A 26,136-nucleotide genomic window follows, 5' to 3' on the forward strand; every position below is an offset into this window, starting at 1 on the left:
CGGTCGTGGACCTGATCGACGACGAGGCGCTGACCGCCTCCTGGGTGGTGGCCAACCGCGACATGAACCGCGAACGCGGTCTCACCGGCCGCGACGGTTACACACGTGTCCTCGGCGTCGACATCGCCACCGTCCTCACGGACCTCCTGTCCGAAAGTCCGAAGAGGACGGTGGCGTGGCTGGACCTGTGCTGCGGCAGCGGCGGCGCCCTGCGGGAGGCGGCGTCGCTGCTCCGCGAGCGAGACCGGCTCAGCATCACCGGGATCGACCTGGTCTCCGGCGACGAACCGCCGCCGGAGATCCGGCTCGTCACCGCGTCGGTGACCGACTGGCGGCCCGACGAGCGGTACGACCTCATCACGTGCGTGCACGGCCTGCACTACGTCGGCGACAAGCTGGGCCTGCTGGCACGCGCGTCCTCGTGGCTCACCCCCGACGGGCAGCTCGTGGCCAACTTCGACGCGGCCGGCATCCGCCTCTCCGGTGGGGCACCAGCTGGCCGCCGCCTCACGAACGCCTTGCGTGCGGCGGGTTTCGTCCACGACGGGCGCACCAACCGGATCCACCGTCATGGGCCGGCCGACGTCGAGCTGCCGTTCCGCTACCTTGGTGCCGACGACCGCGCCGGCCCCAACTACACCGGCCAACCGGCGGTGCACTCCTACTACGAGCCGCGCTGACCGCTTGGCCTCCGGCCCCCGGGTTCCAGCCTTTCACGAGCCACCGACACCGCTGGCTGGCGCGGGTCGGGTTGTCCACGGTCAGCGGGTCGAGCAGAGGGTTCCGTTCAGTGTGAAGGCCGCTGGTTGGACGTTCGGGCCCTGGTAGTTGCCGACGAAGCCGACCGACGTGGTGGCGCCGACTTCCAGGATTCGGTTTCCGTCCGCGTTGGTCACCGTGACCGTGGTGCCTTGCTGCGTCCAGGTTCCGTTCCAGCCGCTGTCCACGCGTTGCCAGGTCGTCGGCCAGGTGAACGTCAGTGTCCACGTGTCGAGCGGGTGCTCGCCGGTGTTGGTGATGTCGACACCCGCGACATATCCGTTGCCCCAGTTGGTGGTTTCCGCGAAGTGGACCGCGCATGTGGACTGCGCGGGGCTCGACGTCTGGAACGTCAGTGGTGCCGAGGCCCACGACACCCGGCCCGCGCCGTCGCGGGCGAGGACGTTCACCGTGTACCGGGTCGCCGGCGTCAGGTTCGTGACCGTGAACGACAGGCCCGTGGTCTCGCCCCACTGCTCGCTCGTCGTGCCCAGCTGGCGGTGGATCTCGTACTTCACGCCCGCCGCGGCGGACGGAGGTGGCGTCGGCCAGAGGATCGTGGCCGTGCGGTCCGTGACATTGCTGGCCATCGGGCGGCTCGGCCTCCCGGGTAGACCGGTCTGCGCGGTGGACGGCCGGAGCACCAACGTGGTCAGCGAGTACGGCGGCAGCGTCACCGAACGGGCCGTGCCGGACGACGTCGTGATGGCCGTGTCGCCGTTGCCGTACGTCAGCACCTGCGCGGCCGGGGCCGGCGAGTAGCCCGTGTAGTCCAGGTCGACCGTCTTCGCGGCCTCCGGGTCCTCGTTGATCAGCAGGACGGCCAGGCCACCGTCGGTGCGGCGGGCGGCGTGGGCCTTGACCAGTGGGTCGGACGCGCTCGCGCCGACCAGCTGGTCACCGGGGCGGGCGAAGCGGGAGACCATCGCGAGGCCGTGGTAGGGCGCGAACGGGGTGTTGAGCGCGGGCTGGCAGACCGTGCCGTCCGCGTTGCAGTTGCCGCTGGAGAGCAGGCCGAAGTCGTGGAAGTCGGTCTGGCCGCCGATCGTCGTGACGCGGTCCATTCCATTGTGGACGTTCCACCAGTCGATGTTGAACACGCCGTTCGCCATCAGCGTCGCGTACGCGTCGGCCGCGAACAGGGCGCCCGGCTGCGTGTTGCGGCCGTAGGACGTGTTGAGCTCGGTCATCGCGATGGGCAGGTCCTTGCTCGCGTACTGGCGGGCCTGCGCACGCACCAGGCGGACCTGGTCGGCGATCCGGTCGGTCTTCGGCAGCACCTCGGGTCCTGACTCGCCGGCCGGGTACCAGTGCACGATGCCGAAGTCGACGGCCGAGCCCGCGATGGACAGCACGACCTGGTTCCACGATCCCGCGTCTCCGCCCGCCGTGATGGCGTCCGGCCACTCACCGGGCGAGGTGAGCACGGCGCCGATCTTGATGGACGGGTCGACGGCCTTCATGGCCAGCGCGTAGTCGCGGACCAGCGTGGCGTACTGGGCCGGGCTCTTGTCCGGGTGGTCATCGGCCTCCCAGGCCGCGCCGTAGTGGCCGTTTCCGTAGTTCTCGTTGCCGATCTCCCAGTACCGGACGCCGTAGCGCTTCTCGACGTTGGCGTACCGCACCCACGCCGCCGCCTCCTCTGGCGTGCCGGTGCCGTAGTTGGCCGTCACGATCGGCTGCGCGCCCGCCCGCCGCACACCGGCCATGAACTGGTCGAAGTCGGTGTTCGGGGCGACGTACCCGCCCGGCGCGGTGTGGGTTTCCCAGTGGTAGATGTCCGAGTACGAGCCGCCGGGGTACCGCATGGCGCGCACTCCCGCGCCCTTCAACAGGTCCGCGACCTCGGGCGTGCCGAGCTGGGAGTCCCAGATCGCGTGGTTCACCCCCAGCGCCACGTCACTGACCGACTCCAGCCCGGCTCGGGCGTTCACCACGACGTCGACTCCCGCCTCCGCCGCGGCGACCGGCGGGCTGCCGACCTGCGTAGCGGCTGCGAGAACGAACACCAACAACGCGGCAGGGCGCGATCGTCTCATGGGAGGTCCTCCGACGGCGATGTCTGGGAGCGCTCCCAGACTGGCTGCCGGCCGCCCGGTTTGTCAATGACGCGGCGGCCCTACCGCGTTCGCTGCCGCCGGTTGGGGATGGCGCGTTCCACCAGGTGTCGCAGTCTCGTCCGGACACGCCCGTCGGCGCGGACCACGTCCTGGGCCAGAGCCAGGTTCTCCCGCGCGATCTCGGTGTCGGGGTCGTCGGGCCCCACCGTGTTCTCGAGGCTGGCGAGACAGCTCTCGAACAGTGCCGCGGCGCGGGCGGCCTCACCCGCGTCGAGCAGTGCCACCCCCAGACTGTTGCGTGCGTTGATGGTCTGCGGGTGGTCCGGGCCGAACGCCCACTCGCGGTAGGTCACGATGCGGTCGTACAGTTCGGCGGCCTCCCGCGGCCGGCCGGCCAGTTGGTACGCGTGCGCGAGCATCTCCCGTCCGGTCACGGTGTTCGGATGGTCCTGGCCGAGCACGCGTTCACAGGCGGGGAGGTTGCGGGTGAGCAGCTCGATCGCCGCGGTGAGGTTCCCGGAATCCTTGTGTGCCAGGCCGAGGTTGTGCCGAGCCGCGAGGCTCGTCACGTGCTCGGGCCCGACGATCCGCTCGCTGTCGGCCAGCGTGCGGCTCAGCAGCTCGATCGCCTTGGCGAACTCCTCGGCCTCGACGTAGGCGAGCCCGAGGTTGCCGGCCGCCACGAGTACGAGGTCGTCGGAGTCCCCGAGCACGCGTCTCCGGTCGTCAAGCAACCGCTGGAGAATCGCTGACCCGGCAGGGAAGTCGCCGGCCCGCACGTGCGCGTAGGCCAGCTCGTCCCGGATGTTGAACGTGTCGGGGTGATCGGGTCCCAGCATGCGTTCCCGTACCCGCAGGACGATCTCGTACACCCCCACCGCGCGCCGCGGGTCGAATGTGGACAGTGCGCTGGCCAGCCTGGCGCGGGTGTTCACCGTGAGCGGGTGGTCGGCGCCCATGGTCCGCTCGTAGGTATCCACATTGGACTCGAACAGGGGTGCCGCGCGTTCCGCCGCGCCGGCGGACTCGTAGGCGACGGCCAGGTTGTGCCTGGCGCGGGCGGTGTGCGGGCTGTCCGGGCCGGCGACGCTCTCGTAGGTGGCGAGAACGTGTTCGAGCAGCTCGAAGGCGAGCCCGTCCGCCGGCCTCGCGTTGCTGTACGCGAAAGCGAGTGCGGTACGCGCGGCCAGGGTCTCCCCGTCGTCGGTCTCGAAGGCGCGCTGCGTCTCGACCAGGTTCTGGTCGAGGAGAGCCATCGCGGTGTCGGGGTCCCCCGCCGCTCGATACGCCGCGGCGAGGTCGTTGCGGGTCGAGAGGGTGTTGATGTGGTCCCCGCCGAGCACACGCTCGTGCTCGGTCAACGCGGTGCGGAGCAACTGGACAGCTGTCTCGGGCGAGCCGACCGCGACGTGCGCGCACCCGAGGTCGCGGCGCAGCGTGAGCGTGTCCGGGTGGTCCGGGCCGAGGACCCGTTCGCTGTCGGCGAGTGCTCTGCGGTAGACCACAATGGACTGGTCGAGATCACCGGCCTGCTGGTAGACCCTGGCGAGGTCCGAACGCGAGCTGATGGTGTCGTAGCTGTCGGGCCCGAGGACCTCCTCGCGGTCCGAGGTCGCGCGCGACAGCCACTCGGCGGCACGCGACAGGTCGCCGCTCATCCAGTACGCGTAACCGAGGTTGTGCACCGACCACAGGGTGTACGGATCGCGTGGCCCGAGGACTCGCTCCCGGGCGGACAGCGTGCGTTGGTGGAGTTCGACGCCCTCTTCGACCCGGTCGAGCAAAACATAGGTGTTGGCGAGGTTGTTGGCCGACCGGAGTGTGTCGGGATGGTCGGCGCCGAGTACGCGGGTGCGGTCCAGGAGGTTGCGCTCGTGCAGCGCGGCGGCCCGCGCCTCGTCCACCGACTGGCACGCGTGACCGAGCCCGTTGCGTGACATGAGCGTGTCTGGATGGTCCGGGCCCAGCAACCGCTCCCGGGCGTCGAATGCCCGTTCGTGGTAGCTGACGGCCTGACGGTTCTGCGCCTGACACATCAGGAAACACGCCGTCATGGCGAGGACGTTCGCCGTGGTGGTCGTGTCCTGGGCGGGCTCGGTGAGCGCGACGTGGGCGTGGATGTGGGGCAGCAGCGCACGCCACCTCGGCCACGTTTCCGCGGCGAAGTGCGGGACGTTCGGGTCGCCATCCGGCAGAGCCTGCTCGAGCAGTTCGGCCGCGCGCAGCCGGTGCCTCGCGATCGACTCGGCGTCGCCGGCCGAGGCCGAGCGCGCCACCGCCTGTACGAGGCGGTGCACGCTGACGGTTTCCGCGTCGAGGGTCACCATGCTGTAGGCGGCGAGCAGCGCGAGTGCCCTCGGCACGTCGGTGTCGCCGGCACCCAGTGGGGACAGCAGGTCCCTGGGCACCCCGTCCGGCGCGAACCAGGCGACGACGTGCAGGATCTGGGCGGCCAGCGGGTTGCGGTCGCCGATGGTCGCCATGGTCAGGCTCCAGATCCGGCCGACCGTGCGCTGGTGGTCTCCGCCCTCCGGGGGTGTGTCGATCATCGTGTCGGGGCGGCGCCGAAGCTGCGCCAGGTAGTCCGCCGCTGAGATGCGGGTCTGGGCGATGTAGGCCCCGGCCTGCTCCAGTGCGAGGGGAAGGTTGCCGAGTTCGCTGACCAGGTCCATGGCGTCGGCGTCGCTGACGTCGGCGGTTCGCCCGGTCCAGCCGGTGAGCACCGCGAGGGACGACCTGGCGTCCAGCGGGTGCAGCTCGATCGGCGCGGCCGGCCAGCCCTCGCGGTAGCGGGTCGTGATCAGCAGACGGCCGGCATGGCTCAGCTGGCCGGACAGGGTACGGATGTCGACCGGGCTCTCGGCGTTGTCCAGCACGATCAACCAGCCCGGATGGCTCTGCAGCCAGCCGATCGCCCACTCGGCGAGTGCATCGGTCGTCAGGTCGGGCACGGTGCCGTGCACCCGGGCGGTGAGCGCGGCCAGCCCGCCGGTGATCTGCGCCGGCGTGTCCGCCCGTATCCACCAGACCAGGTGGTACTGATGGAGGCGAGAGCGGGCGTAGTGCAGCGCCAGCGTGCTCTTGCCGACACCGCCGAGCCCGCTCAGCGTCTGGGTGATGGCCGTGGTGCCCTCCGTCAACGCCGCGTCCAGCGCCGCGAACGCCGCATGGCGGCCGACGAAGACCCTGGACGGGACGTCGGGCAGGTTGTTGATGCCCCCGTGGCCGTCCACGTCGCCGGGTGAGCGCAGGGCCGCGGTGCCACCGAACGTGCCAACGGCGCTGACGTCCTCGAGCCGCACGTCGGCGTCCATCGCGACCATACGAAATCCGGGCCGGGCAACGAGTGTGGCGACCGGCACGGCGACAAGCTGGTCCGCGGGATAGGCGCCGCTGCGATCGGTGGTGAGCACGCCGACGAGCCGCCGGTCGCAGAAGAGCGCCGCACCCGAGGCACCTGCCCAGCCGGAACCGCCGCGAAACGAGCTTGGCACGGCACTCTGGTCCACGTTGACGGTGACCAGCCCGGATTTCAGCCCGGTCAGCGTTTCGACGTGACCCCGAATTTCCTTGGTGTCGCGTGTTCTGTTCCGCTCCTGCGCGTCGGGAAAGCCAACGGCGACGCAGGGCACCCGGTCATGGCCGGCAACGCGTCCCCACAGCACGGCTTCGCGGCCGGCGGGCGGTTGCCATGAAGGATCCGTGATGCGCAGCAGCGCGGCGTCCGCCTCCGGGTGCGCGACGAGGTCCGGCTCCTGCTCCGGCCATGCCAGCTTGGCCGTCGTCCACGTGGCACTCCCGAGCGGTCGCACGTCCACAGTGCCTTCCGCGGCGACGTGGTAGGCGGTGAGCACCAGACGATCCGCGACGAGATAGCCCGTCCCCACCTTCCCAGCGGACGTCCAGAGTTCCATGATCCGGTGTCTGTCCATCCCCGACTCGTCACTCCGGACGGGTGTCGGAACGCGCGTTGATGGACAGATCCGTGCCGTCCTCGTCCACCGGGTGCAGGACGATCTTGACCTTGCTGGTCCGGGAGGAGGCAACCGCTCCCTTGGCCTCGGCGCTCCAGGGCAGCACCATGATCTTCGCCCGCGCCTCCGCGTCCTTCTTCACGTCGATCGCGAATTCCATCTCGACCGGCCCGGTCCGGAATCGGACGGTTTCCCCCGCGCCCAACTCCATCGCTTTCTTCAACTCCGACCGAATGGCTCTGATCGCTTCAGCGAGTTCTGCCCAAGGCTCCTGACTCAACGCCGCTCCTCCGCACCGATGGGTTTACAAAATTAACGCACATCGGGTCGTCAAGGGCTACCACTTGTCAGGTGGTGACCGGCAGTCGGCGGTGGATGAAGTTCGAGACGTACAGGGCGATGTCCGGGTCCATGTTGGCCAGCACCACGATGACGTACCCGTCACCGGGATGGACCGTGACGTTCGTGCTCACCCCGGGGAAACCGCCGCTCGCGCCGAACGAGTGGAGACCGTAGGCGGTCCATTCCCAGCAGCCGTAGGCCACGCAGCGGCCGGCCCAGCCGTCCTCGTCCTGGCCGGTGGTCACCAACCGGGTGTGCCGGGCGTCGAGCAGTCGATGCCCGGTCAGCGCGTTCGCGAAGCGCCACAGGTCTTCCACCGTCGAGTAGCCGTTGCCGGCCGGCGAGCCGCGGTAGGACAGGAGGCCGGTGTTGACATCGCTGCCCTCGACTTCGTCGGTGTAGCCGATCGCGAGGTCTCCCACCTCCGCTTCCGGCGCGCTGCCCGAACGTGACATCCCCGCGGCGGCGTGGATGTGCTCGTCGACGTAGTCGTGGTAGCTCTGGCCGGTGACGTGCTCGATCAGCGCGCCGAGCACGACATAGCCGAAGTTGCTGTAGCCGTGCCGGCTCCCTGGCTCGAACTCCGCGTCCCGGTGCCCGAACAGACGCACGTAGTCGTCGACGGTGCGGAGTTCCTCGCGCCGCGACTCGTACTCCGGCCCGAAGATGTTCCCCGTGCCGGCACGGTGCACGAGCAGATGGTGGACGGTGGCGCCGGCGGCCAGATCTCTGTTGGGGAAGTCGGGCAGGTACGTCCCGAACGGCTCGTGCGGGTCGACGGCGCCAGCCTGGATCAGTTGGCACACCGCCACGGCCGTGAACACCTTGTTGATCGAGCCGAGCCGGAACCGCGTCGACAGCTGGTTCGGGATTTCCCGTGTCCTGTCGGCCATCCCGTGCGCCTCGGCGAACAGCACGGTGTCGTTCCGAGCTACCAGAACGGCGCCGGAGAACCTGCCCGCGGCCGACTCCGCCGCGAGCCGCGTCCGCAGCGTGGGCAACCACCCATCGGGCTCGTTCAGCATCAGGAATTCCTAACAAAACCCGAACCGTCGCCGCGACCGAATTAGCGGCCGAACGGGTTGTGTGCTTTCCCGATCGGCTGAAACACCTTGCATCCGCTGGCTTTCCGGGCTGACAGTGCCCACGCGGGTTGGAACTTTCGGCTCTAGGGACAGGGAACGCCGCCATGGCCGGTCCGGACTGGATCCGCTGGACGCTGACTGTTCTCTTCCTCGCTGTCGCCGCCTACTGCGTCACCCGGCTCGTGGTCGCCCGGCACGTGCCGGACGGATATCGCGGTTGTCACCGTGCGCTCGACGCCGCTCACGGAATGATGAGCTTCGGCATGGCCGTGATGTGCTCACCGGTCGGTGGGCCGGTGCCGGTGGCCGGTTGGCAGGCGGTGTTCCTGGTGAGCACGGCGTGGTTCGTCTCGGCGTGGTGGCGGCGCACCGCCACGGAACCGATCGGCTGGCACGGCGACTGCCAGCACCATGTGGTCGCCGGCCTCGCCATGCTGTACATGCTCACCGCAATGCCGCACGACCCCGAACACACGGCGGTCCCATGGCTGTCGGGCACCCATGGCGCGGAACGGGCGCTGCCATTCGTCGGGTGGCTCTTCGCCGGCTACTTTTTCGTGCACGCAACGGTTCTCGGGCCTCGGGTGGTCCGGGCCGCCGCGCCGGGGGACACCGGGTTGCCGGCCGCGCTGACCGCGTCCCGGGTCACCGCCGCCTGCGAGGTCTTCATGGCGCTCGGCACCGGCTACCTTCTCGTCGCGTAGCGACGTACGGTGGGCGGATGGTCAACGGGAGTTGTGCGCCGGCGTTCGCGCGGGTGCGCGAGGAGTTCGAGCGGAACTTCGCCGAGCGGGGCGAGATCGGCGCGTCGGTCTGCGTGCTGGTGGACGGCGAGCCCGTCGTCGACCTCTGGGGTGGGGTGGTCGAGCGTGGCGGCGACCGGCCGTGGGAGGAGGACACGGTCAGCGTCGTCTTCTCTACCACGAAGGGCGTGACGGCCCTCTGCGCACACATCCTCGCGAGCCGAGGCCAGCTCGACCTCGCCGCTCCGGTCGCCACCTACTGGCCGGAGTTCGCCAAGTCGGGCAAAGAAGGCGTGACGGTGGGCATGTTGCTTTCCCACCGCGCCGGCGTGCCGGTGGTGACCACGCCGCTCGCCGATGGCGCGTTCTTCGACTGGGACGGCATGGTCGCCGCGCTCGAGGCGGAACCCCCCGTCTGGGAGCCGGGCAGCCGGCACGGGTATCACGCGTTCACGTTCGGCTGGCTCGTCGGCGAGGTCGTCCGCCGGGTGTCCGGACAGTCCCTCGGGCAGTTCGTGCGTGCCGAGATCGCCGAGCCGTTGGGGCTCGACCTGTGGCTCGGGCTGCCGGAGGACGTGGAGCCCCGGGTCGCGACGATGGGCCCCGCCGACCCTCGGCCGGACGACGAACCGTCGAAGCTGTCGGTGGTCGCGGCCACCGAGCCACAGTCGCTGCAGGGCCAGCTGATGCTCAACACCGGTGGCTACCTGATGGGTGCGTTCAACTCCCGCGCCGCGCACGTCGCCGAGATGGGTGCGGTCGGCGCGATCACCAACGCCCGCGCCATCGCCGGCATGTACGCGCCACTGGCCTGCGGCGGGGCACTGGGCGGCGTCCGGTTGGTGGACGCCGCCGCCCTCGCCCGCATGAGCACGACCGTGTCCGCCGGCCAGGACGCGGTGGCGTTCGCCAACAGCAGGTACACCTACGGCTTCGTCCCGTCGATCGACAACCGGCACGAGCCGCCGGGCCTGCGCGACAGCATGATCCTCTCCGCGGACGCCTTCGGTCACCCCGGGCTCGGCGGTGGGGTCGGCTTCGCCTCACCGGCCAACCGGCTCTCGTTCGGCTACACGATGAACGCCATGGGCCCCGGCACACTGCTCAACGACCGCGGCCAGGCCCTGGTCGACGCCGTCTACACCGCGCTGGGCTACACCGACTCCGACGCCGAGATCTGGCGGCGCTGACTCGTCGTAGTGTGACCGAACGCCGGGAGGACTGGGAAGCCGGCGCGAGCAGCGAGGGCCCGGCGGACCTGCAGGGTCACAGTCCTACCGGTGGGCGAGCGGCGTCGCCTTCGGCGCCGCGCCGTTGGCGTGGGTGACTCGGTTGCGCCCGGCGCGCTTGGCGTGGAGCAGGGCGGTGTCGGCCGCGTGGATGAGGTTGTCCAGAGCGGTGCCCGAGAAGGGGTAGACGGCGGTGCCGACGGAGACGGACAGGCCCTCGATGGTGGTGCTGTCGTCGCCGACGGGGATCGCCAGCTGGGTGACGGCGTGGCGGACCCGCTCGGCGACCTCGTTGACGTCCTGGCCACCGATGTCGGGCAGCAGGACGACGAACTCCTCCCCGCCGAAGCGGCCGACGGAGTCGTAGTCGCGGACGTTGTGGTTGATCGTCGTGGCGACGACCTTCAGGACCGCGTCACCGACGAGGTGGCCGTGCGTGTCGTTGATCTTCTTGAAGTGGTCGATGTCGATCATGAAGATGGCGAGGCTGCCGGAGGTCCGCTTGGCGCGGTCGAGCTCCCGGTTGGCGATGTGGTGCCAGCTCGTGTTGTTGAACAGGCCGGTCTTCTCGTCGGTCGAGACGGCCGCCTCCAGCTGCTTGATCAGTACGTGCCGGTGCAGGAGCAGCAGCGGGGGGTAGATCAGCAGGACCAGGAGGGGCTGGTAGACCAACGCGGTCGCGGTGAGACCACCGAGGCAGAGGGTCACGAGCTCGAGCGCGTTGTCGTCCCAGGTGCCCACCAGATCGGTGAACGAGCGCTGCTGCGTGTGCAGGAAGATGCTCGTCGCGACGCCGAGCAGGTTGACCAGTTCGAAGACCAGCGCGGCGACCAGGATCGCGGCCGTTGCGCGGTAGGACAGCGGCGGAGTGTCCGCGAGCCCGCCAAGTCCCGTGATGTCCAGTGCGAGGGCGGCGGCCCAGCATGACAGCATGGCCCACGCCGTACTGCCCATTACCCTGTGGGCCGGACGGGTGCTGACGTCCCGCCAAATGCGCGCCCACAGATGGGCGTAAAGGGCGGCGGCGAGTAATGCGGCCCATCCGGAAGAAAGGAGAACGATACCGGCGAGATACCACACGGACGTGACGTTGATGTGGATCTGGCCGCTTATGAAACGGCGCACGCGTTCGATTCGGCGTGACATCTCCGCCTGTGCGACACCCATGGCCAGCAATACCGCAAACCAGAAGAGGTCGCTATCGTGGTCGGCCTCGACGACCAGGCTCGTCGCGGTCAGACCAACGGCCGCGACCTCGCTGAGCAGCACGAAGACGATCCATCGGGGCCTGGCCGACCACAATGCCCACTGAGCCGGAGACAGCACGAGATGGGATCGCAGCCGAACTCGGGACCCCCTCGTGCTGCGCTTATGCCCCATACTGCTCATGCTGTACTAATCACCCCCTCAGGCGAAGGGTATCGGCCCAGTCACGGTATGTCAGCTGAACGGGCGAGATGTTCGCCCCGACTAGAAGGTGGACGACAATGCGTACGCGCGAACACTGAGTTGCGCATCCTTGATGCCCATTCCTTTGACCGTGGAACCGCCCGGAGGTGAACTGTGATGCACACGCGCGAACACTGATCACTTCTCGTCAGCCTCAGGCGACAACCAGACATCCGGTCGAGCGGTGATCGCGTGCCGCCACGCGATTGCCGCCGGCATGGCGATCAGCAGCCCCAGGACGCCGACCAGGCCGATCACCCGGGCCGTGCCGACGGCGTCGGCCGCCAGACCGCCGAGCAGCGGGCTGAGCCCCTGGATCGTCGCCAGTCCGGCCTGCAGCAGCCCCATAGCCTGTGCCCGTCCATGGTCGGGCACACCGCGCGCGAACGACGCCATGGCCTGGATCGTGACGGCGGTGCCCAACGCGCCCGCCACAGCGAACAACACGACCGACGCGACCAGACCCGGCATGAACAGACAGCCCAGCAGCGGAACACAGCTGGCGACCGTCAGCGGGCCGAGCAGTGTCGGCCTGCGGTGCGCCGGGACGAACCGTGCGAACACGAACGCGCCGATCGCGCTGCCCAACGGGTCGGCCGCGAGGATGAGACCCACGGCGGCCGGCCCGTCGCCGAGCTCCGCCGTGTACGGGGCGGCGAGGCCCTCGTAGAGGATCAGCAGCGCCGACAGCCAGTCGATCACCACCAGCGTGCGCAGTCCCTTGTCCTGCCACAGCAGTTTGGCGCCGGCGAACGCCGACGTGGCGAACGAGCCGGGTGCCGGCGCACCGTTCTGCCGCGCGACTTTCTGTGCCGCCGGCCGGGATCGCACACCGAACCACACGAACAGGGCCGAGGCGACGAACGAGGCCGCGTCGAGGAGCAGGCCGGTCGACGGGGTCAGCGCGGTCAGCAGCACGCCGCCGCCCGCGAAGCCGAGCATCTGCGCGGTCTGCATGGTGATCGTGCGGATGCTCATGCCGACCACGTACTTGTCGCCGGGTAGCACGTCCGGTAGCAGCGCCAACTGGGCCGCCTTGAACGGCGCCTGCACGAACGACACCAAACCCACGAGCACGCACAGCACCCAGAACGGCAGTCCCGGCACCGCGGCGAGCGCGATGAACACCGCCCGCGCGACGTCGGCGACGATCATGACGGCACGGCGCGGGAACCGGTCGGCCAGGCCGGAAAGGAACACCCCGCCGAGGAACGACGGCGCCAGCGTCAGGGCATAGGTCAGCCCCGCCAAGGCGGCGGACTCGGTGGCACCGTAGACCAGAACCGCGAGCGCGACCCGCGCCACCTGGTCACCGGCCTGCGACAAGGCCTCCGCCGCCCACAGTGCCCGGAACTCGCGAACAGCGAAGACGGCGCGGAACGTGGTGCGATCCGCTTCCACTAAGGTTCCTCTCGCCCTGGAGGTCTCAGCCCACGCCCCGTCCCAACCTCACCGTAGTGGTGGGAGTGGTTGGTAGGCCAGCAATCCGGATATGGCCGATCACCATACGCACCGTCTGATATGTCCGAGCAAGCGGCCAAACGTGGGACTCTTTTACCAGCTGGACCCGGCGAGGGTGGCGTCGAGAAATGCCTGCGTGGCCGCCGAGATGGGGCCGGAGCGATGAACCAGCCACTGCGGAAGGCGCTCGCGCGGGGAAAAGTGGTAAACCTCCGCGCCCGCGCGAAGAGCCAGGTCACGCCAGCCGTCCGGCATCAGGCCCGCGCCGATGCCGCGTAACACCATCGGTAGCACCACGCTGCGGTCGCCCACCTCCGCGGCGATCGTCAGGTCGCCGACGGTTGCGGCCAAACGGTCGAACAGCGCGCGGACGGCGGTCGCCGGTTTCGTTACCACGAAACGCATGCCGCGCAGATCCTCGCGGGCCACCTCGCCGTTCGCGCCCAACGCGGTGCCCGGCGGCGTGACCAGGAGGAACTCCTCGTCCCGCAGGTGATGGGCGATCAACCCGCGCCCGGCGGGCCGTTCCCCGCTGCCGCAGACCCCGACCTCGCAGCGACCCTGCAGCACCATCGCCACCACCTCGGCCGCCGACAGCGCGGACGACGTGCTCACGGTGACGCCGGGGTGGTGCTCCCGCAGCGCGGCGATCGTGCTGATCACCGGTTCCAGCGCCGAGGACGACGTGGCCGCCACGTCCACGCGGCCCGCCGCGCCGGTGCCGACCGCCCGGGCGGCCGCACGTAGCGCGTCCAGGTCCCGCAACACCAGCCTGGCCCGCTCGACCATCAGCTCGCCCGCGTTGCTCAGAACCGCGTTGCGGCCGACCCGGTGGAAGAGCGCGACGCCGAGCTCGTGCTCCAGCTTGCCGATCGCCCGGGACAGCGACGGCTGCGCGACCCGCAACGCGCGTGCCGCATGGGTGAAGCCACCGTGCTCGACGATGGCCACGAAGTACTCGAGCTGGCGGCGTTCCATAGCCACAGGCTATTGGACCGGTGTTACGGATGTCTTAGACGTTTCACCGTGTGGGCGCGATACTCGGTACGTGTTCACCACCCGGCCGACACTGCAGGGCACGTTCGGCATGGTGTCCTCCACGCACTGGCTGGCCTCGGCCAGCGGGATGGCCGTGCTGGAGGACGGCGGCAACGCCTTCGACGCGGCCGTCACCGCCGCGTTCGTCCTGCATGTCGTGGAACCACACCTGAACGGGCCGGCCGGCGAGGTGCCGATCATCCTGGCACCGGCCGGCGAACGGCCGAAGGTCCTGTGTGGACAAGGACCCGCGCCCACTGGTGCCACCATCGACCACTACACCTCGCTCGGGCTCGATCTCGTGCCCGGCACAGGTCCGCTCGCCGCCGCGGTGCCCGGCGCGTTCGACGCCTGGCTGCTCCTGCTGCGCGACCACGGCACCAGGTCACTGCGGGACGTGCTGACCCACGCCATCGGCTACGCCGAGCACGGACATCCGGCGGTCGACCGCATCGGTTCCACAGTGGACACCGTGCGGGAGCTGTTCGAGACCGAATGGACCTCCTCCGCCGCGCTCTATCTGCGGGACGGCAAGTCGCCAGCGCCAGGTGCCCTCCTGCGCAACCCGGCGCTCGCACGGACCTGGCAGCGGCTGCTCGCCGAGGCGGAGGCGGCCGGTCCGGGCCGGGAGGCCCAGATCGACGCCGCCCGCGCGGTCTGGCGTGAGGGCTTCATCGCCGAGGCCATCGTCGACGTCGCCGGTCGGTCCACAATGGATACGTCAGGTGAGCGGCATGTCGGGGTGCTGACGGGCGACGACCTGGCCGCTTTCTCCGCGCACTACGAGGAACCGGCCACGTTCACCTGGCGCGGGTGGACAGTCGCCAAACCCGGGCTGTGGAGCCAGGGACCCGTGTTCCTGCAACAACTCGCGCTCCTGCCCACCGACCTGGAGTACGGCGGGGTGGACTATCACCACACGCTCGTCGAGGGTACGAAGCTCGCGATGGCGGATCGGGAGGCGTGGTACGGCGACGGTGCCGACGTGTCGCTCGACACGATGCTATCCCCGGCGTACAACGAAACCCGCCGCGCGCTCATCGGCGATCGGGCGTCCCGCGAGTTGCGTCCCGGCCGGCCAGACGGTCGGGAACCGGTGCTGAGCAAGCACATCGAGGCCGGCGCGCGACCCGTGCCGGCGGGTGCGGGGGAGCCGACCGTGGCACGGGACGGCCGCACGGTGGGCGACACCTGTCACGTCGACGTCGTGGACCGCTGGGGCAACATGATCGCGGCCACCCCGAGTGGCGGTTGGCTGCAGTCCAACCCGGTGATCCCAGAACTCGGCTTCCCGCTGGGGACCCGGTTGCAGATGACGTGGCTCGACCCCGGCCTCCCCAACTCGCTGACCCCTGGCCGTCGTCCCCGCACCACCCTGAGCCCGTCGCTGGCACTGCGTGACGGTGAGCCGGTCATGGCGTTCGGCACCCCAGGCGGCGACCAGCAGGACCAGTGGAGCGTGCATTTCCTGCTGTCGGTCGCGCTGCGCGAAAAAGTACGCGGCGGCCCGGATCTGCAGGGCGCGGTCGATGAGCCGAACTGGCACACCGAGAGTTTCCCCAGCTCTTTCTATCCGAGGGCGATGGCGCCGGGAAGCGTGGTCGTCGAATCCCGGATCGGCGACCCGGTCATCGCGGAACTGCGCCGCCGGGGCCACGACGTGACGGTCGGGGAACCGTGGTCGGAAGGCAGATTGTGTGCCGTGGCACGGGATCCGGAGACCGGTGTGCTCTCGGCGGCCGCCAACCCGAGGGGCATGCAGGGCTACGCCGCCGGCAGATAACTGAACGCGGGTACGCAGCGGTCCGGAAATCGGCGGACCGCTGCTTTTCCGTGCGCTTTAGTCAATTGTCACTATTTACTTTCATTAACCCGTGAGAAATGGTGGGAAAGGAACCGGCGTCGTAGGTTGTCGACATGTCAACCCGGTCCTTGCGTGTGGCGCTGCCAACGCTGGCCGCTGTACTGGCCGCCTGCGTTCCGCTGCAACACCCCACCGCCCGCCCCGAGTACCACGACGACTTCGGCACTCCGGTCGGCACGCGTCCGGTGGCCGACGGCGGTGATCTCGTGATGGGGCTGTCGTCGGAACCGGACCGGCTCGACCCGACCACGTCCTCCTCGCTGTACACGCGGTACGTGATGAGCTCGATCTGCGAGAAGCTCTACGACCTCGACGCCGGCGGCGAGATCATCCCGCAACTCGCCACCGGGCTGCCCACGATCTCGGCGGACGGGCTGACGGTGACCATCCCCGTCCGCACCGGGATCACCTTCGCCGACGGCACCCCGTTCGACGCGAACGCGGTCCGCGTCAGCCTGATGCGGCACCTCACGCTCCCGGAGTCCCAGCGTGCCAGCGAGATGGGGCCCATCGTGAGCATCACCGCCACGGACGCGAGCCACGTGGTGATCCGGTACGAGCGGCCGTTCGCGCCGATCACCGCCGCGCTCGCCGACCGCGCCGGCATGATCATGTCCCCGACCGGGTTGGACGACTCCTTCGGCGACCATCCCGTCTGCGTCGGGCCGTTCACGTTCGTCGAACGCGTGCCGCAGACCTCGATCACCGTGGTCCGCGACCCGAGGTACTACGACGCCGAGAACGTGCACCTCGACTCCATCACCTACCGCATCATGTCGGACGCGAACATCCGCGCCGCCAACCTGCGGTCCGGGGACATCCAGGTGGCCGACACGATCTCCCCGCAGGACGTGGACGCGCTGATCCGCGATCCGGAGTTGCGCGTGCTGCAGGCGCCCTCACTCGGCTACCAGGCCGTCACGATCAACGTCGGTAACGTCGACGGCGTGGGTGAGCCCACAAAGCCAATCGACACGCCGCTCGCCACCGATCCCCGTGTGCGGCTGGCCTTCTCCCACGCCATCGACCGCCAGTCGCTCGTCGACACCGTGTTCAACAACTGGTTCGAGCCGGCGTGTTCACCCGTCGCGCCACAGACGCCGTACGCGTCGGACGCGAGCAACGCCTGCCCCGACTTCGATCCGGCCGAGTCCCGGCGCCTGTTGACCGAGGCGGGGGTGCGGATCCCGTACCCCATCACGTTGCAGGTGTCCAACACACAGGACATCCTGCGGTTCGCGCAGGCACTCCAGGCGAGCGTCGCCGAGGGCGGGTTCGAGCTGGAGATCGTGCCGGTCGAGTACTCGACACTGCTGGACGTGCAGAAGAACGGCACGTTCGAGGCGCTGGCACTGGGTTGGTCGGGCCGGATCGACCCCGACGGCAACACGACCCGCTTCCTCGGCACCGGCAAGGCCGCCAACTACAGCGGGTTCTCCTCGGCCACAATGGACGATCTGCTCGCGCGGGCGGCGCAGACGACCGACGTCGCGGAGCGTGCCGCGCTGTACGGCCAGGTCGTCGACGTGCTGCAGCGCGAGAACCCGGTCATCTACACCTACCGGCTCCGCAACCTGACCGTCCACACGAAACGGATCGCCGGCGTCGAGGTGTACACCGACGGTGTCGTCCGGCTCGGCAAGGCCGCCTTCATGGCCGGAGAGGACTGAGGTCATGGTGCGCTACACGTTCCACCGCCTCTGGCAGTCCGCGCTGACGCTCGTGCTCGCCTCGATCGTCGTGTTCATCGGTGTGCGGCTGCTGCCCGGCGATCCGGCGACGGCGATGGCCGGTGAGGAGGCCGACCCCGAGACCGTCGCCGCGATCAGCGCGAAGCTCGGCCTCGACGAGCCGATTCCGGTGCAGTACCTGACTTTCCTCGGCAACGCGCTGCGTGGCGACTTCGGCGAGTCCGTCCGCACCGGCACGCCGGTCGACGAGATGGTCGGCGCGACCCTGCCGGTGACCGTGCAGCTCGCCGTGTACGCCATGCTGATCGCGGTGCTCGCCGGCATGGCGTTCGGGGTCGTCGCAGCGGTGTTCCGAGGGCGGTGGCCGGAGTGGGTCGCGAACGGCTTCTCGCTGTTCGCCCTGTCGGTGCCCACGTTCTGGCTCGGCATCCTCGCCGTGTTGTACCTCGCGGTGCAGCTGGGCTGGTTCCCGGCGTCGGGCTACGTGTCGCCGTTCTCCGAACCGTTGCGTGGCCTGTACTACCTGACGCTGCCGGCGGTCATCCTCGGCATGACCCACGCCGCGGTGGTGCAGCGGCAGACCCGTGCGTCCATGGTGGACACGCTGGCCGCCGACTTCGTCCGCACCGCGCGGGCGAAGGGGCTCAGCCGGGGCGCGGTGGTGTTCCGCTACGGCCTGCGCAACAGCCTCATCGTGGTGACCACGATCGTGGGGCTGCAGCTGGGCGGGCTGATCGCTGGCGCCGTGGTCACCGAGCGGATCTTCGGTCTGCCCGGCATCGGCAAGCTGACGCTGGACTCGGTGTTCACCCGTGACTACCCGGTGATCCAGGCCGTGGTGCTGGTGATCACCGCGGCGTACATCGTGATCAACCTGCTCGTCGACGTGCTCTACACCGTCATCGATCCACGCATGCGAGTCTCCGGGAGGGCCCGATGACGACCGCCGAGATCACCGCCACACCGGCGCCGCTGGTCCGCGGCCGCACCCTGCGCAGGCTGCGGCGCAACCCGCTGGGTGTGGTCGGCGGCGTGCTGTTGCTGATCGTGGTGGTCGCCGGCGCGTTCGCGCCGCTGCTGGCCCCGTACCCGCCGACCGAGGTGCACTTCGCCACGCCGTTCCAGCAACCCGCGACGGTCGGTTTCGCTCTCGGCACCGACGACCTCGGCCGCGACGTGCTTTCCCGTGTGCTCTACGGCATCCAGGCCTCTCTCGAGGTCGGTTTGTTGGCGGTGCTGGTCGCGGTCGTGGTCGGGGTGCCGCTCGGCCTGCTCGCCGGGTACTGGCGCTGGGTCGACGCCGTCGTGTCGCGGCTCGCGGACCTGATGCTGGCCTTCCCCGCGCTGGTGCTCGCGGTCGGGCTCGCGGCGATCAACGGCGGCGGGCTCGCCAACGCGGCCGTCGCGCTCGGTGTCGCGCAGATCCCGACCATGATCCGGGTGGTGCGCGCGGAGACGTTGCGGCTGAAGGAAAGCGAGTTCGTGCTCGCCGCGCACACGATGCACGCCGGGCCGTCGCGGATCCTCGGCCAGCACATCCTGCCCAACGCGCTGTCGGCGATCATCGTGCAGGCCACCGTGATCATGCCGACGGCGGTGCTCGGCGAGGCGATCCTGTCGTTCCTCGGGCTCGGTATCCAGCCACCCAACCCGAGCCTGGGCATCATGCTGTCCGACGCGCAGCAGTACCTGTTCCGCACCCCGTGGCCTGGCATCTTCCCCGGTGTCGCCCTCGGGCTGATCTGCCTCGGCTTCAACCTGTTCGGCGACGCCCTGCGTGACGCACTCGACCCGAGGAGCGGTTCGTGACTCTGTTGCTGGAAGTCGACGACCTCTCGGTGTCCTTTGGGGACACGTCCGCGGTGCGGGGCGTCTCGCTGTCGTTGGCGCCGGGGGAGCGGGTCGCCGTGGTCGGTCAGTCCGGTTCGGGCAAGTCGACGACAGCGCACGCCATCATCGGCCTGCTGCCCGGCTCCGGCCGGGTCACCGGCGGCGCGATCCGCTGGCGAGGCGAGGACATCACGCACGCCGAGGAGCGCAGGCTGCGGCGGTTACGCGGCCGGGAGGTGGGCCTCGTGCCGCAGGACCCGATGTCCAACCTCAACCCGGTGTCCAAAGTAGGCAGACAGGTCGCGGAAACCCTACTGGCACACGGAATGTCAACCCGCCGTCAGGCGTGGCGGCACGCGGTGGACCTGCTGGGGCAGGCCGGCATCCCAGAACCGGCGCGGCGCGCGAAACAGTACCCGCACGAGTTCTCCGGTGGGATGCGGCAACGCGTGCTCATCGCGATCGCCCTGGCCTGCCGGCCGGACCTGCTGATCGCCGACGAGCCGACGTCCGCTCTGGACGTCACCGTGCAACGGCAGATCCTCGACCACCTGGAGGCGCTGACCGACGAGCTCGGCACCGCCCTGTTGCTCGTCACCCATGACCTCGGCCTCGCGGTCGACCGGACCAGCCGGGTCGTGGTGATGTCCGAGGGCGAGATCGTGGAAACCGGTCCGGTGCGGCAGGTGCTGACCGAACCGAGAGCGGATTACACCAAGCGCCTGGTGGCGGCCGTGCCGTCGCTCACCGCAGCCCGGGAGCCCGTCGCGGACACGGAACCGGTGCTGGAGGTCGTCAACATCTCGAAGGAGTACCGGATCCGGGGCCGCGGCGGGGTGCTGCGCGCGGTCGATGACGTGTCGTTCACGGTCGGACGGGCTCGGACCACGGCCGTCGTCGGCGAGTCCGGCTCCGGCAAGACGACGATCGCCCGCATGGTGCTCGGCCTGGTGCACGCGACGTCGGGCACGATCCGCCTCGACGGCGCGGAGCTGGACGGCCTGCGCGGCGACGGGTTGCGTGCCGCTCGCATGGCGATGCAGCCGGTGTTCCAGGACCCGTACGCCTCACTGAATCCGATGTGGACGGTCGAGCGCGTCGTGGCGGAACCGTTGCGCACGTTGGGCTCCGCCGACCGTGCCACCCGCCGGGCGCGGGTGGCGGAGCTGCTTGACCAGGTCGCCATGCCGCAGTCGATGGCCCACCGGTACCCGAACGAGCTGTCCGGCGGGCAGCGGCAGCGGGTGGCCATCGCCAGGGCACTCGCGCTCGGGCCGCGGCTCGTGGTGTGCGACGAACCGGTGTCCGCATTGGACGTTCTGGTGCAGGACCAGATCCTCGGCCTACTGTCGGAACTGCAACGCGAGTTGGGGTTGAGCTACCTGTTCATCTCCCACGACCTGGCGGTGGTGGCCGCCCTGGCACACGAAGTCCTGGTAATGCGAAACGGCGCGGTGGTCGAACACGGACCGGTGGCACAGGTCCTCTCGGCGCCCACCGAGCCGTACACCCGTCAACTCCTCGACGCGGTCCCGGGCGCCTCGGTCTTCGACGGTTCGATCGTGGTTCCGAGGTAGGTGTCGTCGAGAAACCGGGCGATCAGCGGTGCGATCTGGGGCAGGTGGTCCTCCAGGGCGAAGTGGCCCGTGTCGAACAGGTGGAGAGCGGCGTCCGGTAGGTCGCGCAGGTATGCCTTGGCGCCGGCCGCGGTGAAGAAGGGATCGTTGACACCCCAGGTGATCAGCGTCGGCGGGCGTTGTTCCCGCAGCCATGCCTGCCAGTCGGGGTAGGCCGCGACGTTGCTGTGGTAGTCGTAGGCCAGCGCGAGCTGGGCTTGTCTGCGACCCGGCTGGTCCAGGAAGAACTGGTCGAGCAGCCATCCCTCCGGCGCGACCAGTTCCGGATCGACGGTGCCGCCCTCGTACTGGGCACGGGTCGAGTCGAGTGTGAACAGGTTGAGGATCGTCTGCTCGGCGCCAGGGGCTTCTGGCGTGAGGGCGATGAACGCGCGTGCCGTGTCCGACAAGCCCTCGGCGTAGACATTGCCGTTCTGCACGATCAGACCCGCGACCCACTCCGGCCGGCGCAGCGCCAGCCGGAAGCCGACAGGTGCGCCGAAGTCGAACAGGTACATGGTGAAGCGGGTCAGCCCCACACGGTCGACGAACCCTTCGACGATGTCGGCGAGGCGATCGAACGAGTAGGAGAACCCCTCAGGGGCCTGGGTCTGGCCGAAGCCCGGATAGTCGGGCGCGATGAGCCGGTAGCGCGTGCCGATGGCGTCGATGAGCCGGCGGAACTGGTGTGAGGCGGACGGGAAACCGTGCAGTAGCAGCAGGACCGGCGCATCCGGACGGTCCGGCATGGACTCCCGGTAGAAGACGTCCACGCCGTCGACGTCGATGTGGCGGTGGGCGACGCGAGCAGTCATGTCACATGCCTCCTGAGTGTGATGACACATTAGGTATAGCCGAAATGATCTAATGCATCAAGTGCGTCTGGTAGCGTTAGTGACATGAGCGACACCGGGCCCCTCACCGGCGAGCCCCTCGCGCTGGATCTCGTCAACACGCGTCCGCTGTCCGGGGACGGCCCCGTCGACCTGCTCGACACCCCGGAGAGGTTGGCCTCCTGGCTGGATCTGGAGCCCGCGCTTCAGGAAGAGGTGGGGGACGCGGTGCCGACAGCGGCGGACCTCGTCGCGGTGCATGCCGTGCGCGAGCACATCGACGTAGCGGTCCACGCGTTACTGCACGGAACCCGGCCGCCCAAGACCGCCTTGCGGGGCCTGACGGAGGCGCAGCGTGCGGCGCCCGCCGTGTGGGAACTGGACTGGGACGGTGCCGCCGTCATCGCGACCGCCAGGCGCGGCGGCCGGCTTGGTGTCCGTCTGGCGGCCCGGCTCGCCGAAGCCGCTGTGGATCTCCTCGCCCAACCCGCGATCCGCCGTCTCAGGGAATGCGAAGCCGATGACTGCGTGATGCTCTTTCTGCCCGCGCATCCTCGCAGGCGCTGGTGCTCACCGACCCGCTGCGGCAACCGTGCCCGCGTGGCGCGCTACTACCACCGCCACAAGGCATCCTCGTAAATCCGTTCGCCAACCGGTTGTGCCGGGGGAGCTGCTGGCCCTCGTGCGAATCGAGATCGTGGCGTTCGACGGCTTCGACGAACTGGATGTGTTCGGGCCGTTCGAGGTGTTGTCGTTGGCCGGGCTCGAGGTGGCGCTCGTTGCCGTTGAGCGGCCGGGGATCGTGACCGGTCAGGGCGGAGCCCGGCTCCAGGTGTCCGAAGTGCTCGGTCGGGCCGACGGCGTGGTCGTTCCGGGTGGCGGGTGGTTGAACCGGTCCGCTGTGGGTGCCTGGGCGGAGGCGCGGCGCGGGGTGCTGCCGGCCCGGTTGGCGGAGCTGGCGCCGTCGACGCGCTGGATGGCGTCGGTCTGCACGGGTGCGTTACTGCTGGCCGCGGCCGGGTTGTTGACCCACCGGCGGGCGACGACCAACCGAGGTGCCTTTGAGGAACTGCGGGCGCACGACGTGACCGTGCTGGACCAACGTGTGGTCGACGACGGGGACCGCGTCACGGCGGGTGCCCTGTCCGCCGGGCTCGATCTCGGACTGCGGCTCACCGAACGGGAACTGGGCGCCGCCACCGCGGCCCGGGTCGCCGCCGCCATCGAGTACCCGGTGCGCTAGAAGAGAGGCCCGCGGCGCGGGGCCGCGGGCCGTCCGTCACTTGGGGTCGAGGACGAAGACCGGGATCTGCCGGTCGGTCTTCTCCTGGTACTCGGCGTAGGCCGGATAGGCCGCGACGGCCCGCTCCCACCACTGGGCCCGCTCGGCACCCGCGACCTCGCGTGCGACGTAGTCCTTCGTCACGGTCCCGTCCTGCAGCGGGAACTCGGGGTGCGCCTTGATGTTGTAGTACCAGGTCGGGTGTTCCGGGGCGCCGCCCTTGGACGCCACGACCGCGTACCGGCCCTCGTGCTCCACCCGCATCACCGGGGTGTAGCGCTGCTTGCCGGTCTTCGCGCCGCGCAGTGTCAGCAGCACGATCGGCTTCCCGAGGATGTCGAGGCCCTCGGTCGTCCCGGTCTCGAGGATCTTCTTCGTCTGGTTCCGCACCCATTCCGTTGGGCTGAGCTCTACGTCCGACATGCCCATGGTCAACACCTGGCACGACGCGTTCATTCCCCGTCTCACAGGTCCCGGCGCATGCACGCCCGTGGCCAGCGGTCGAGGCCGTGTGCCGCCTCGGCGGCGCGGATCTGGCGCAACCCGGGGGTGAGCTCGGCGTCAGTGAGGTAGCGGAAGCCGCGGCGTTCGTAGTACGGGCCGTTCCACGGCACCTCGGTGTAGGTGGTCAGGGTGATCGCCGGCAGCCGGCGCGCCCGCGCCCAGTCGATCATGTGCTCGAGCAGTGCCCTGCCGAGCCGGCGGTGTGCGTGGTCGGGGTGGACCGAGACCTGTTCCAGATGGGCGTTCCCGTCGACGACCTCCGCGAGCAGGTACGCCACCGGGCGGTCGTCCCCGTCGGCGCACACCCAGGCCCTGCCGTCACGAGCGAACTCCGCCAGCGTCTCGAGCGAGGGCGGCTCGTCGTCGGCCACGAACGTCATGCCGATGTCGGCGAACCACTTGCCGGCCGCCCGCTCGATCTCCCGCAGCGTCGAGAGGTCCTGGTCCATTGCGGGACGGATCGAGTACTCGGTCACAGGCACACCCTAGGAGACGTTCTTCAGTGCGGCGTCCATGTTTGTCGGGGCCAGGGCGAAGGTCTGCTCGGTCGCCGAGGAGTCCATGACGAACGGCCGGGTGAACTGGTAGTGGGTGGCCCGCAACTCGCGGATCATCGGCGAGAAGAGGCCCGCCGTCCACAGTGCCGCGTACGGGAGCGTGGCGAGCTTCGCCGGTGGGAGGCCGTGGACCTCCGTGAAGCGTTGTGCCAGTTCGCGAACGGTCAGTGGTGCGTTGGTGGGCACGAGCCAACCCTTGCCCCACGCGCGCTCGTCCGCCGCCACGGTGACCAGGGTCTGTGCCACGTCCGCGATCGACGTCCAGCTGTGCGGCATGTCGAGTGCGGTCGGCACCAGCGCCCGCTTGCCCGCGCGCAGTGGGGTCGCCAGCACCGCGTTGAAGATCGAGTTCGCCTCGATGTAGTCGCTGCCGCGGACCTCGGTGACCCGGATCCGGCCGGCCTCGTGGCGGGCCAGGGCTGCGCGCCACAGGTCGGCGCGGATCTTGAGCTTGGGGTGTGCCGCCGCGAGGGGCGTCTCGGGTGTGATCGGGCCGTCGACCTCGCCGTACCCGTACAGGTTGCTCGCGGTCGCCAGCACCGCGCCGCTGCGCTCGGCGGCGGTCAGCAGCGACTCCGCGATCGGCGGCCAGTCGGTCAGCCAGCGGTGGTACTGCGGGCTCGCGCAGTTGTACAGCGCGACCGCACCCTCCGCCAGCTCACTGAGCCGGTCCGCGTCCGTCGCGTCGGCCGCCACCCGCTCGACCCCCGGGTGCGCCAGCCCGCCACCGCTGCGCGTCACGACCCTGACCTTGTCGCCGCGTGCGGCCAGCAGCTCCGCGGTGGCGGTGCCGACCGGGCCCGCACCCACGATCACGTGTAAACCGCTCATGACTGTGCTCCCCTGTCTCTTTTGAGAGCAGTGCTCTCGCTCTGGTGCAATGTTCTACTGAGAGACCGCTCTGTGTCAAGAGCAGTGCTCTCGGATGTGTGCAACAATCTCGGGCATGGCTGAGCGCACCAGGGGATCGATCCGGGCGCGGGTCCGAGCGGAGATGATCGACGAGATCAAGGACGCGGCCCGCCGGCAGCTCGCGGAGGGCGGGGCGAACCTGTCGCTACGGGCGATCGCCCGTGAGATGAACATGGTCTCGTCGGCCATCTACCGGTACTTCGCCAGCCGCGACGAGCTGCTGACCGCGCTCATCCTCGACGCGTACAACGCGCTCGGCGAGGCTGCGGAGCAGGCCGGCGCGTCGGTGCGCGACCGTGACGACCACCTCGGCCGGTGGCTCGCGGTGGCCCGTGGAGTGCGGGCGTGGGCCACCGCGAGCCCACACGAGTACGCCCTGATCTACGGCAGCCCGGTCCCGGGCTACGAGGCGCCGCAGGACACGGTCGAGCCGTCCATCCGGCCGGTCGTCGTGCTCGGCGCCATCCTCGAGGACGCGCACGACGCCGGCCGCCTCACGACGAAAGGCATCCAACGTCCGGTGCCGGACCTGCTGCCGGAGCTGGCGCAGATCGCGGCCTACATCGCGCCGGGTGTCAGCGAAGCGGTCATGGCGCGGGCGCTGATCGCGTGGACCGAGCTGTTCGGCGCGATCAGCTTCGAGCTGTTCGGCCGGTTCAAGAACACGATCACCGACCTCGCGGCCTGGTACGAGCACCAGGCCAGGGACATGGCCGCCTACCTGGGGCTCACCGCCCGCTGAGCACGGTGTTTCCCCGCGTGCCGCCAGGTAGGACTCCACGGTGGAGAGTGGCGGCATCGAACGACCGTGGGGGAGGCGGACCCCGTACGGGCATGGCCGGTCCGGGTGGACGGTCACCTCGCGGACGGGGTGACCCTGGAGGACGTCGACGCGTGGGTGCCGACC

At 69.7% G+C, this 26,136-nt stretch carries 22 protein-coding genes; 11 read left to right on the forward strand and 11 right to left on the reverse strand.

Translation table 11 applies throughout. From position 1 onward, the window contains the following. Positions 1-5 precede the first annotated feature (5 nt). Positions 6-680: a class I SAM-dependent methyltransferase gene (locus VF106_RS18430; RefSeq protein ID WP_330840976.1), complete on the forward strand. Its 675-nt coding sequence runs from the start codon at positions 6-8 to the stop codon at positions 678-680. Positions 681-761: 81 nt separating this feature from the next. Here VF106_RS18430 and VF106_RS18435 read toward each other — a convergent pair whose 3' ends face one another. The 4 genes from VF106_RS18435 to VF106_RS18450 form a co-directional block, all read right to left on the reverse strand. Continuing rightward, the gene (locus VF106_RS18435; RefSeq protein ID WP_330840977.1) at positions 762-2,798 is read right to left on the reverse strand and encodes a cellulose binding domain-containing protein; all 2,037 of its coding nucleotides are present in this window, start codon (positions 2,796-2,798) and stop codon (positions 762-764) included. 80 nt (positions 2,799-2,878) lie between these two features. Continuing rightward, positions 2,879-6,751: a tetratricopeptide repeat protein gene (locus VF106_RS18440; RefSeq protein WP_330840978.1), complete on the reverse strand. Its 3,873-nt coding sequence runs from the start codon at positions 6,749-6,751 to the stop codon at positions 2,879-2,881. A 10-nt stretch (positions 6,752-6,761) separates the two neighbouring features. Further along, positions 6,762-7,073, reverse strand: coding sequence for a trypco2 family protein (locus VF106_RS18445; protein ID WP_330840979.1), 312 nt, complete (start codon positions 7,071-7,073; stop codon positions 6,762-6,764). A 67-nt stretch (positions 7,074-7,140) separates the two neighbouring features. Then, complete coding sequence (locus VF106_RS18450; protein WP_330840980.1) at positions 7,141-8,160, reverse strand: serine hydrolase domain-containing protein; 1,020 nt, start codon at positions 8,158-8,160, stop codon at positions 7,141-7,143. Positions 8,161-8,324: 164 nt separating this feature from the next. Between VF106_RS18450 and VF106_RS18455 the strand changes: the two genes are divergently transcribed. Both VF106_RS18455 and VF106_RS18460 read left to right on the forward strand, forming a co-directional pair. Further along, a complete protein-coding gene (locus tag VF106_RS18455; protein WP_330840981.1) occupies positions 8,325-8,924 on the forward strand; it encodes a DUF5134 domain-containing protein in 600 nt (199 codons plus the stop codon). 17 nt (positions 8,925-8,941) lie between these two features. Then, positions 8,942-10,153: a serine hydrolase domain-containing protein gene (locus tag VF106_RS18460; protein WP_330840982.1), complete on the forward strand. Its 1,212-nt coding sequence runs from the start codon at positions 8,942-8,944 to the stop codon at positions 10,151-10,153. A gap of 84 nt (positions 10,154-10,237) precedes the next feature. Here VF106_RS18460 and VF106_RS18465 read toward each other — a convergent pair whose 3' ends face one another. From VF106_RS18465 to VF106_RS18475, 3 genes are all read right to left on the reverse strand, one after another. Further along, positions 10,238-11,125, reverse strand: a complete 888-nt coding sequence (locus VF106_RS18465) for a GGDEF domain-containing protein (protein ID WP_330840983.1) — start codon at positions 11,123-11,125, stop codon at positions 10,238-10,240. A 654-nt stretch (positions 11,126-11,779) separates the two neighbouring features. Beyond that, positions 11,780-13,042, reverse strand: coding sequence for an MFS transporter (locus VF106_RS18470; RefSeq protein ID WP_330840984.1), 1,263 nt, complete (start codon positions 13,040-13,042; stop codon positions 11,780-11,782). Between the two features lie 153 nt (positions 13,043-13,195). After that, positions 13,196-14,080: a LysR family transcriptional regulator gene (locus tag VF106_RS18475; RefSeq protein ID WP_330840985.1), complete on the reverse strand. Its 885-nt coding sequence runs from the start codon at positions 14,078-14,080 to the stop codon at positions 13,196-13,198. A gap of 70 nt (positions 14,081-14,150) precedes the next feature. On the opposite strand from VF106_RS18475, the gene VF106_RS18480 reads away from it, so the two are divergent. From VF106_RS18480 to VF106_RS18500, 5 genes are all read left to right on the forward strand, one after another. Further along, on the forward strand, positions 14,151-15,923 hold the full coding sequence (locus tag VF106_RS18480; protein ID WP_330840986.1) for a gamma-glutamyltransferase family protein: 1,773 nt from the start codon (positions 14,151-14,153) through the stop codon (positions 15,921-15,923). A 134-nt stretch (positions 15,924-16,057) separates the two neighbouring features. After that, complete coding sequence (locus VF106_RS18485) at positions 16,058-17,674, forward strand: ABC transporter substrate-binding protein (RefSeq protein WP_330840987.1); 1,617 nt, start codon at positions 16,058-16,060, stop codon at positions 17,672-17,674. 4 nt (positions 17,675-17,678) lie between these two features. Beyond that, positions 17,679-18,635 (forward strand): ABC transporter permease, encoded by a 957-nt coding sequence (locus tag VF106_RS18490; RefSeq protein WP_330840988.1) that lies wholly within the window; start codon positions 17,679-17,681, stop codon positions 18,633-18,635. Beyond that, entirely contained in the window at positions 18,632-19,504 is an 873-nt protein-coding gene (locus tag VF106_RS18495; protein WP_330840989.1) for an ABC transporter permease, read from the forward strand. Before VF106_RS18490 ends, VF106_RS18495 begins: the two co-directional genes overlap by 4 nt. Further along, the gene (locus VF106_RS18500) at positions 19,501-21,102 is read left to right on the forward strand and encodes a dipeptide ABC transporter ATP-binding protein (RefSeq protein ID WP_330840990.1); all 1,602 of its coding nucleotides are present in this window, start codon (positions 19,501-19,503) and stop codon (positions 21,100-21,102) included. Before VF106_RS18495 ends, VF106_RS18500 begins: the two co-directional genes overlap by 4 nt. Here VF106_RS18500 and VF106_RS18505 read toward each other — a convergent pair. Continuing rightward, positions 21,039-21,956 (reverse strand): alpha/beta fold hydrolase, encoded by a 918-nt coding sequence (locus VF106_RS18505; protein ID WP_330840991.1) that lies wholly within the window; start codon positions 21,954-21,956, stop codon positions 21,039-21,041. The genes VF106_RS18500 and VF106_RS18505 overlap by 64 nt on opposite strands. A gap of 84 nt (positions 21,957-22,040) precedes the next feature. On the opposite strand from VF106_RS18505, the gene VF106_RS18510 reads away from it, so the two are divergent. Continuing rightward, a complete protein-coding gene (locus tag VF106_RS18510; protein WP_330840992.1) occupies positions 22,041-22,613 on the forward strand; it encodes a CGNR zinc finger domain-containing protein in 573 nt (190 codons plus the stop codon). 43 nt (positions 22,614-22,656) lie between these two features. Continuing rightward, positions 22,657-23,217 (forward strand): DJ-1/PfpI family protein, encoded by a 561-nt coding sequence (locus VF106_RS18515; protein ID WP_330840993.1) that lies wholly within the window; start codon positions 22,657-22,659, stop codon positions 23,215-23,217. 36 nt (positions 23,218-23,253) lie between these two features. On the opposite strand, the gene VF106_RS18520 is transcribed toward VF106_RS18515, so the two are convergent. From VF106_RS18520 to VF106_RS18530, 3 genes are read right to left on the reverse strand one after another with little or no spacing between them, the layout of a single operon-like run. Beyond that, positions 23,254-23,679 (reverse strand): nitroreductase family deazaflavin-dependent oxidoreductase, encoded by a 426-nt coding sequence (locus VF106_RS18520; RefSeq protein WP_330840994.1) that lies wholly within the window; start codon positions 23,677-23,679, stop codon positions 23,254-23,256. 41 nt (positions 23,680-23,720) lie between these two features. Next, positions 23,721-24,209, reverse strand: coding sequence for a GNAT family N-acetyltransferase (locus VF106_RS18525; protein ID WP_330841044.1), 489 nt, complete (start codon positions 24,207-24,209; stop codon positions 23,721-23,723). Between the two features lie 36 nt (positions 24,210-24,245). Then, on the reverse strand, positions 24,246-25,148 hold the full coding sequence (locus tag VF106_RS18530; RefSeq protein ID WP_330840995.1) for a Rossmann-fold NAD(P)-binding domain-containing protein: 903 nt from the start codon (positions 25,146-25,148) through the stop codon (positions 24,246-24,248). Between the two features lie 115 nt (positions 25,149-25,263). On the opposite strand from VF106_RS18530, the gene VF106_RS18535 reads away from it, so the two are divergent. Then, positions 25,264-25,971, forward strand: coding sequence for a TetR/AcrR family transcriptional regulator (locus VF106_RS18535; RefSeq protein WP_330840996.1), 708 nt, complete (start codon positions 25,264-25,266; stop codon positions 25,969-25,971). The last annotated feature ends 165 nt before the right edge of the window (positions 25,972-26,136 follow it).

The sequence above is a fragment of the Actinophytocola sp. genome (assembly GCF_036378875.1).
Taxonomy (GTDB): Bacteria; Actinomycetota; Actinomycetes; order Mycobacteriales; family Pseudonocardiaceae; genus Actinophytocola.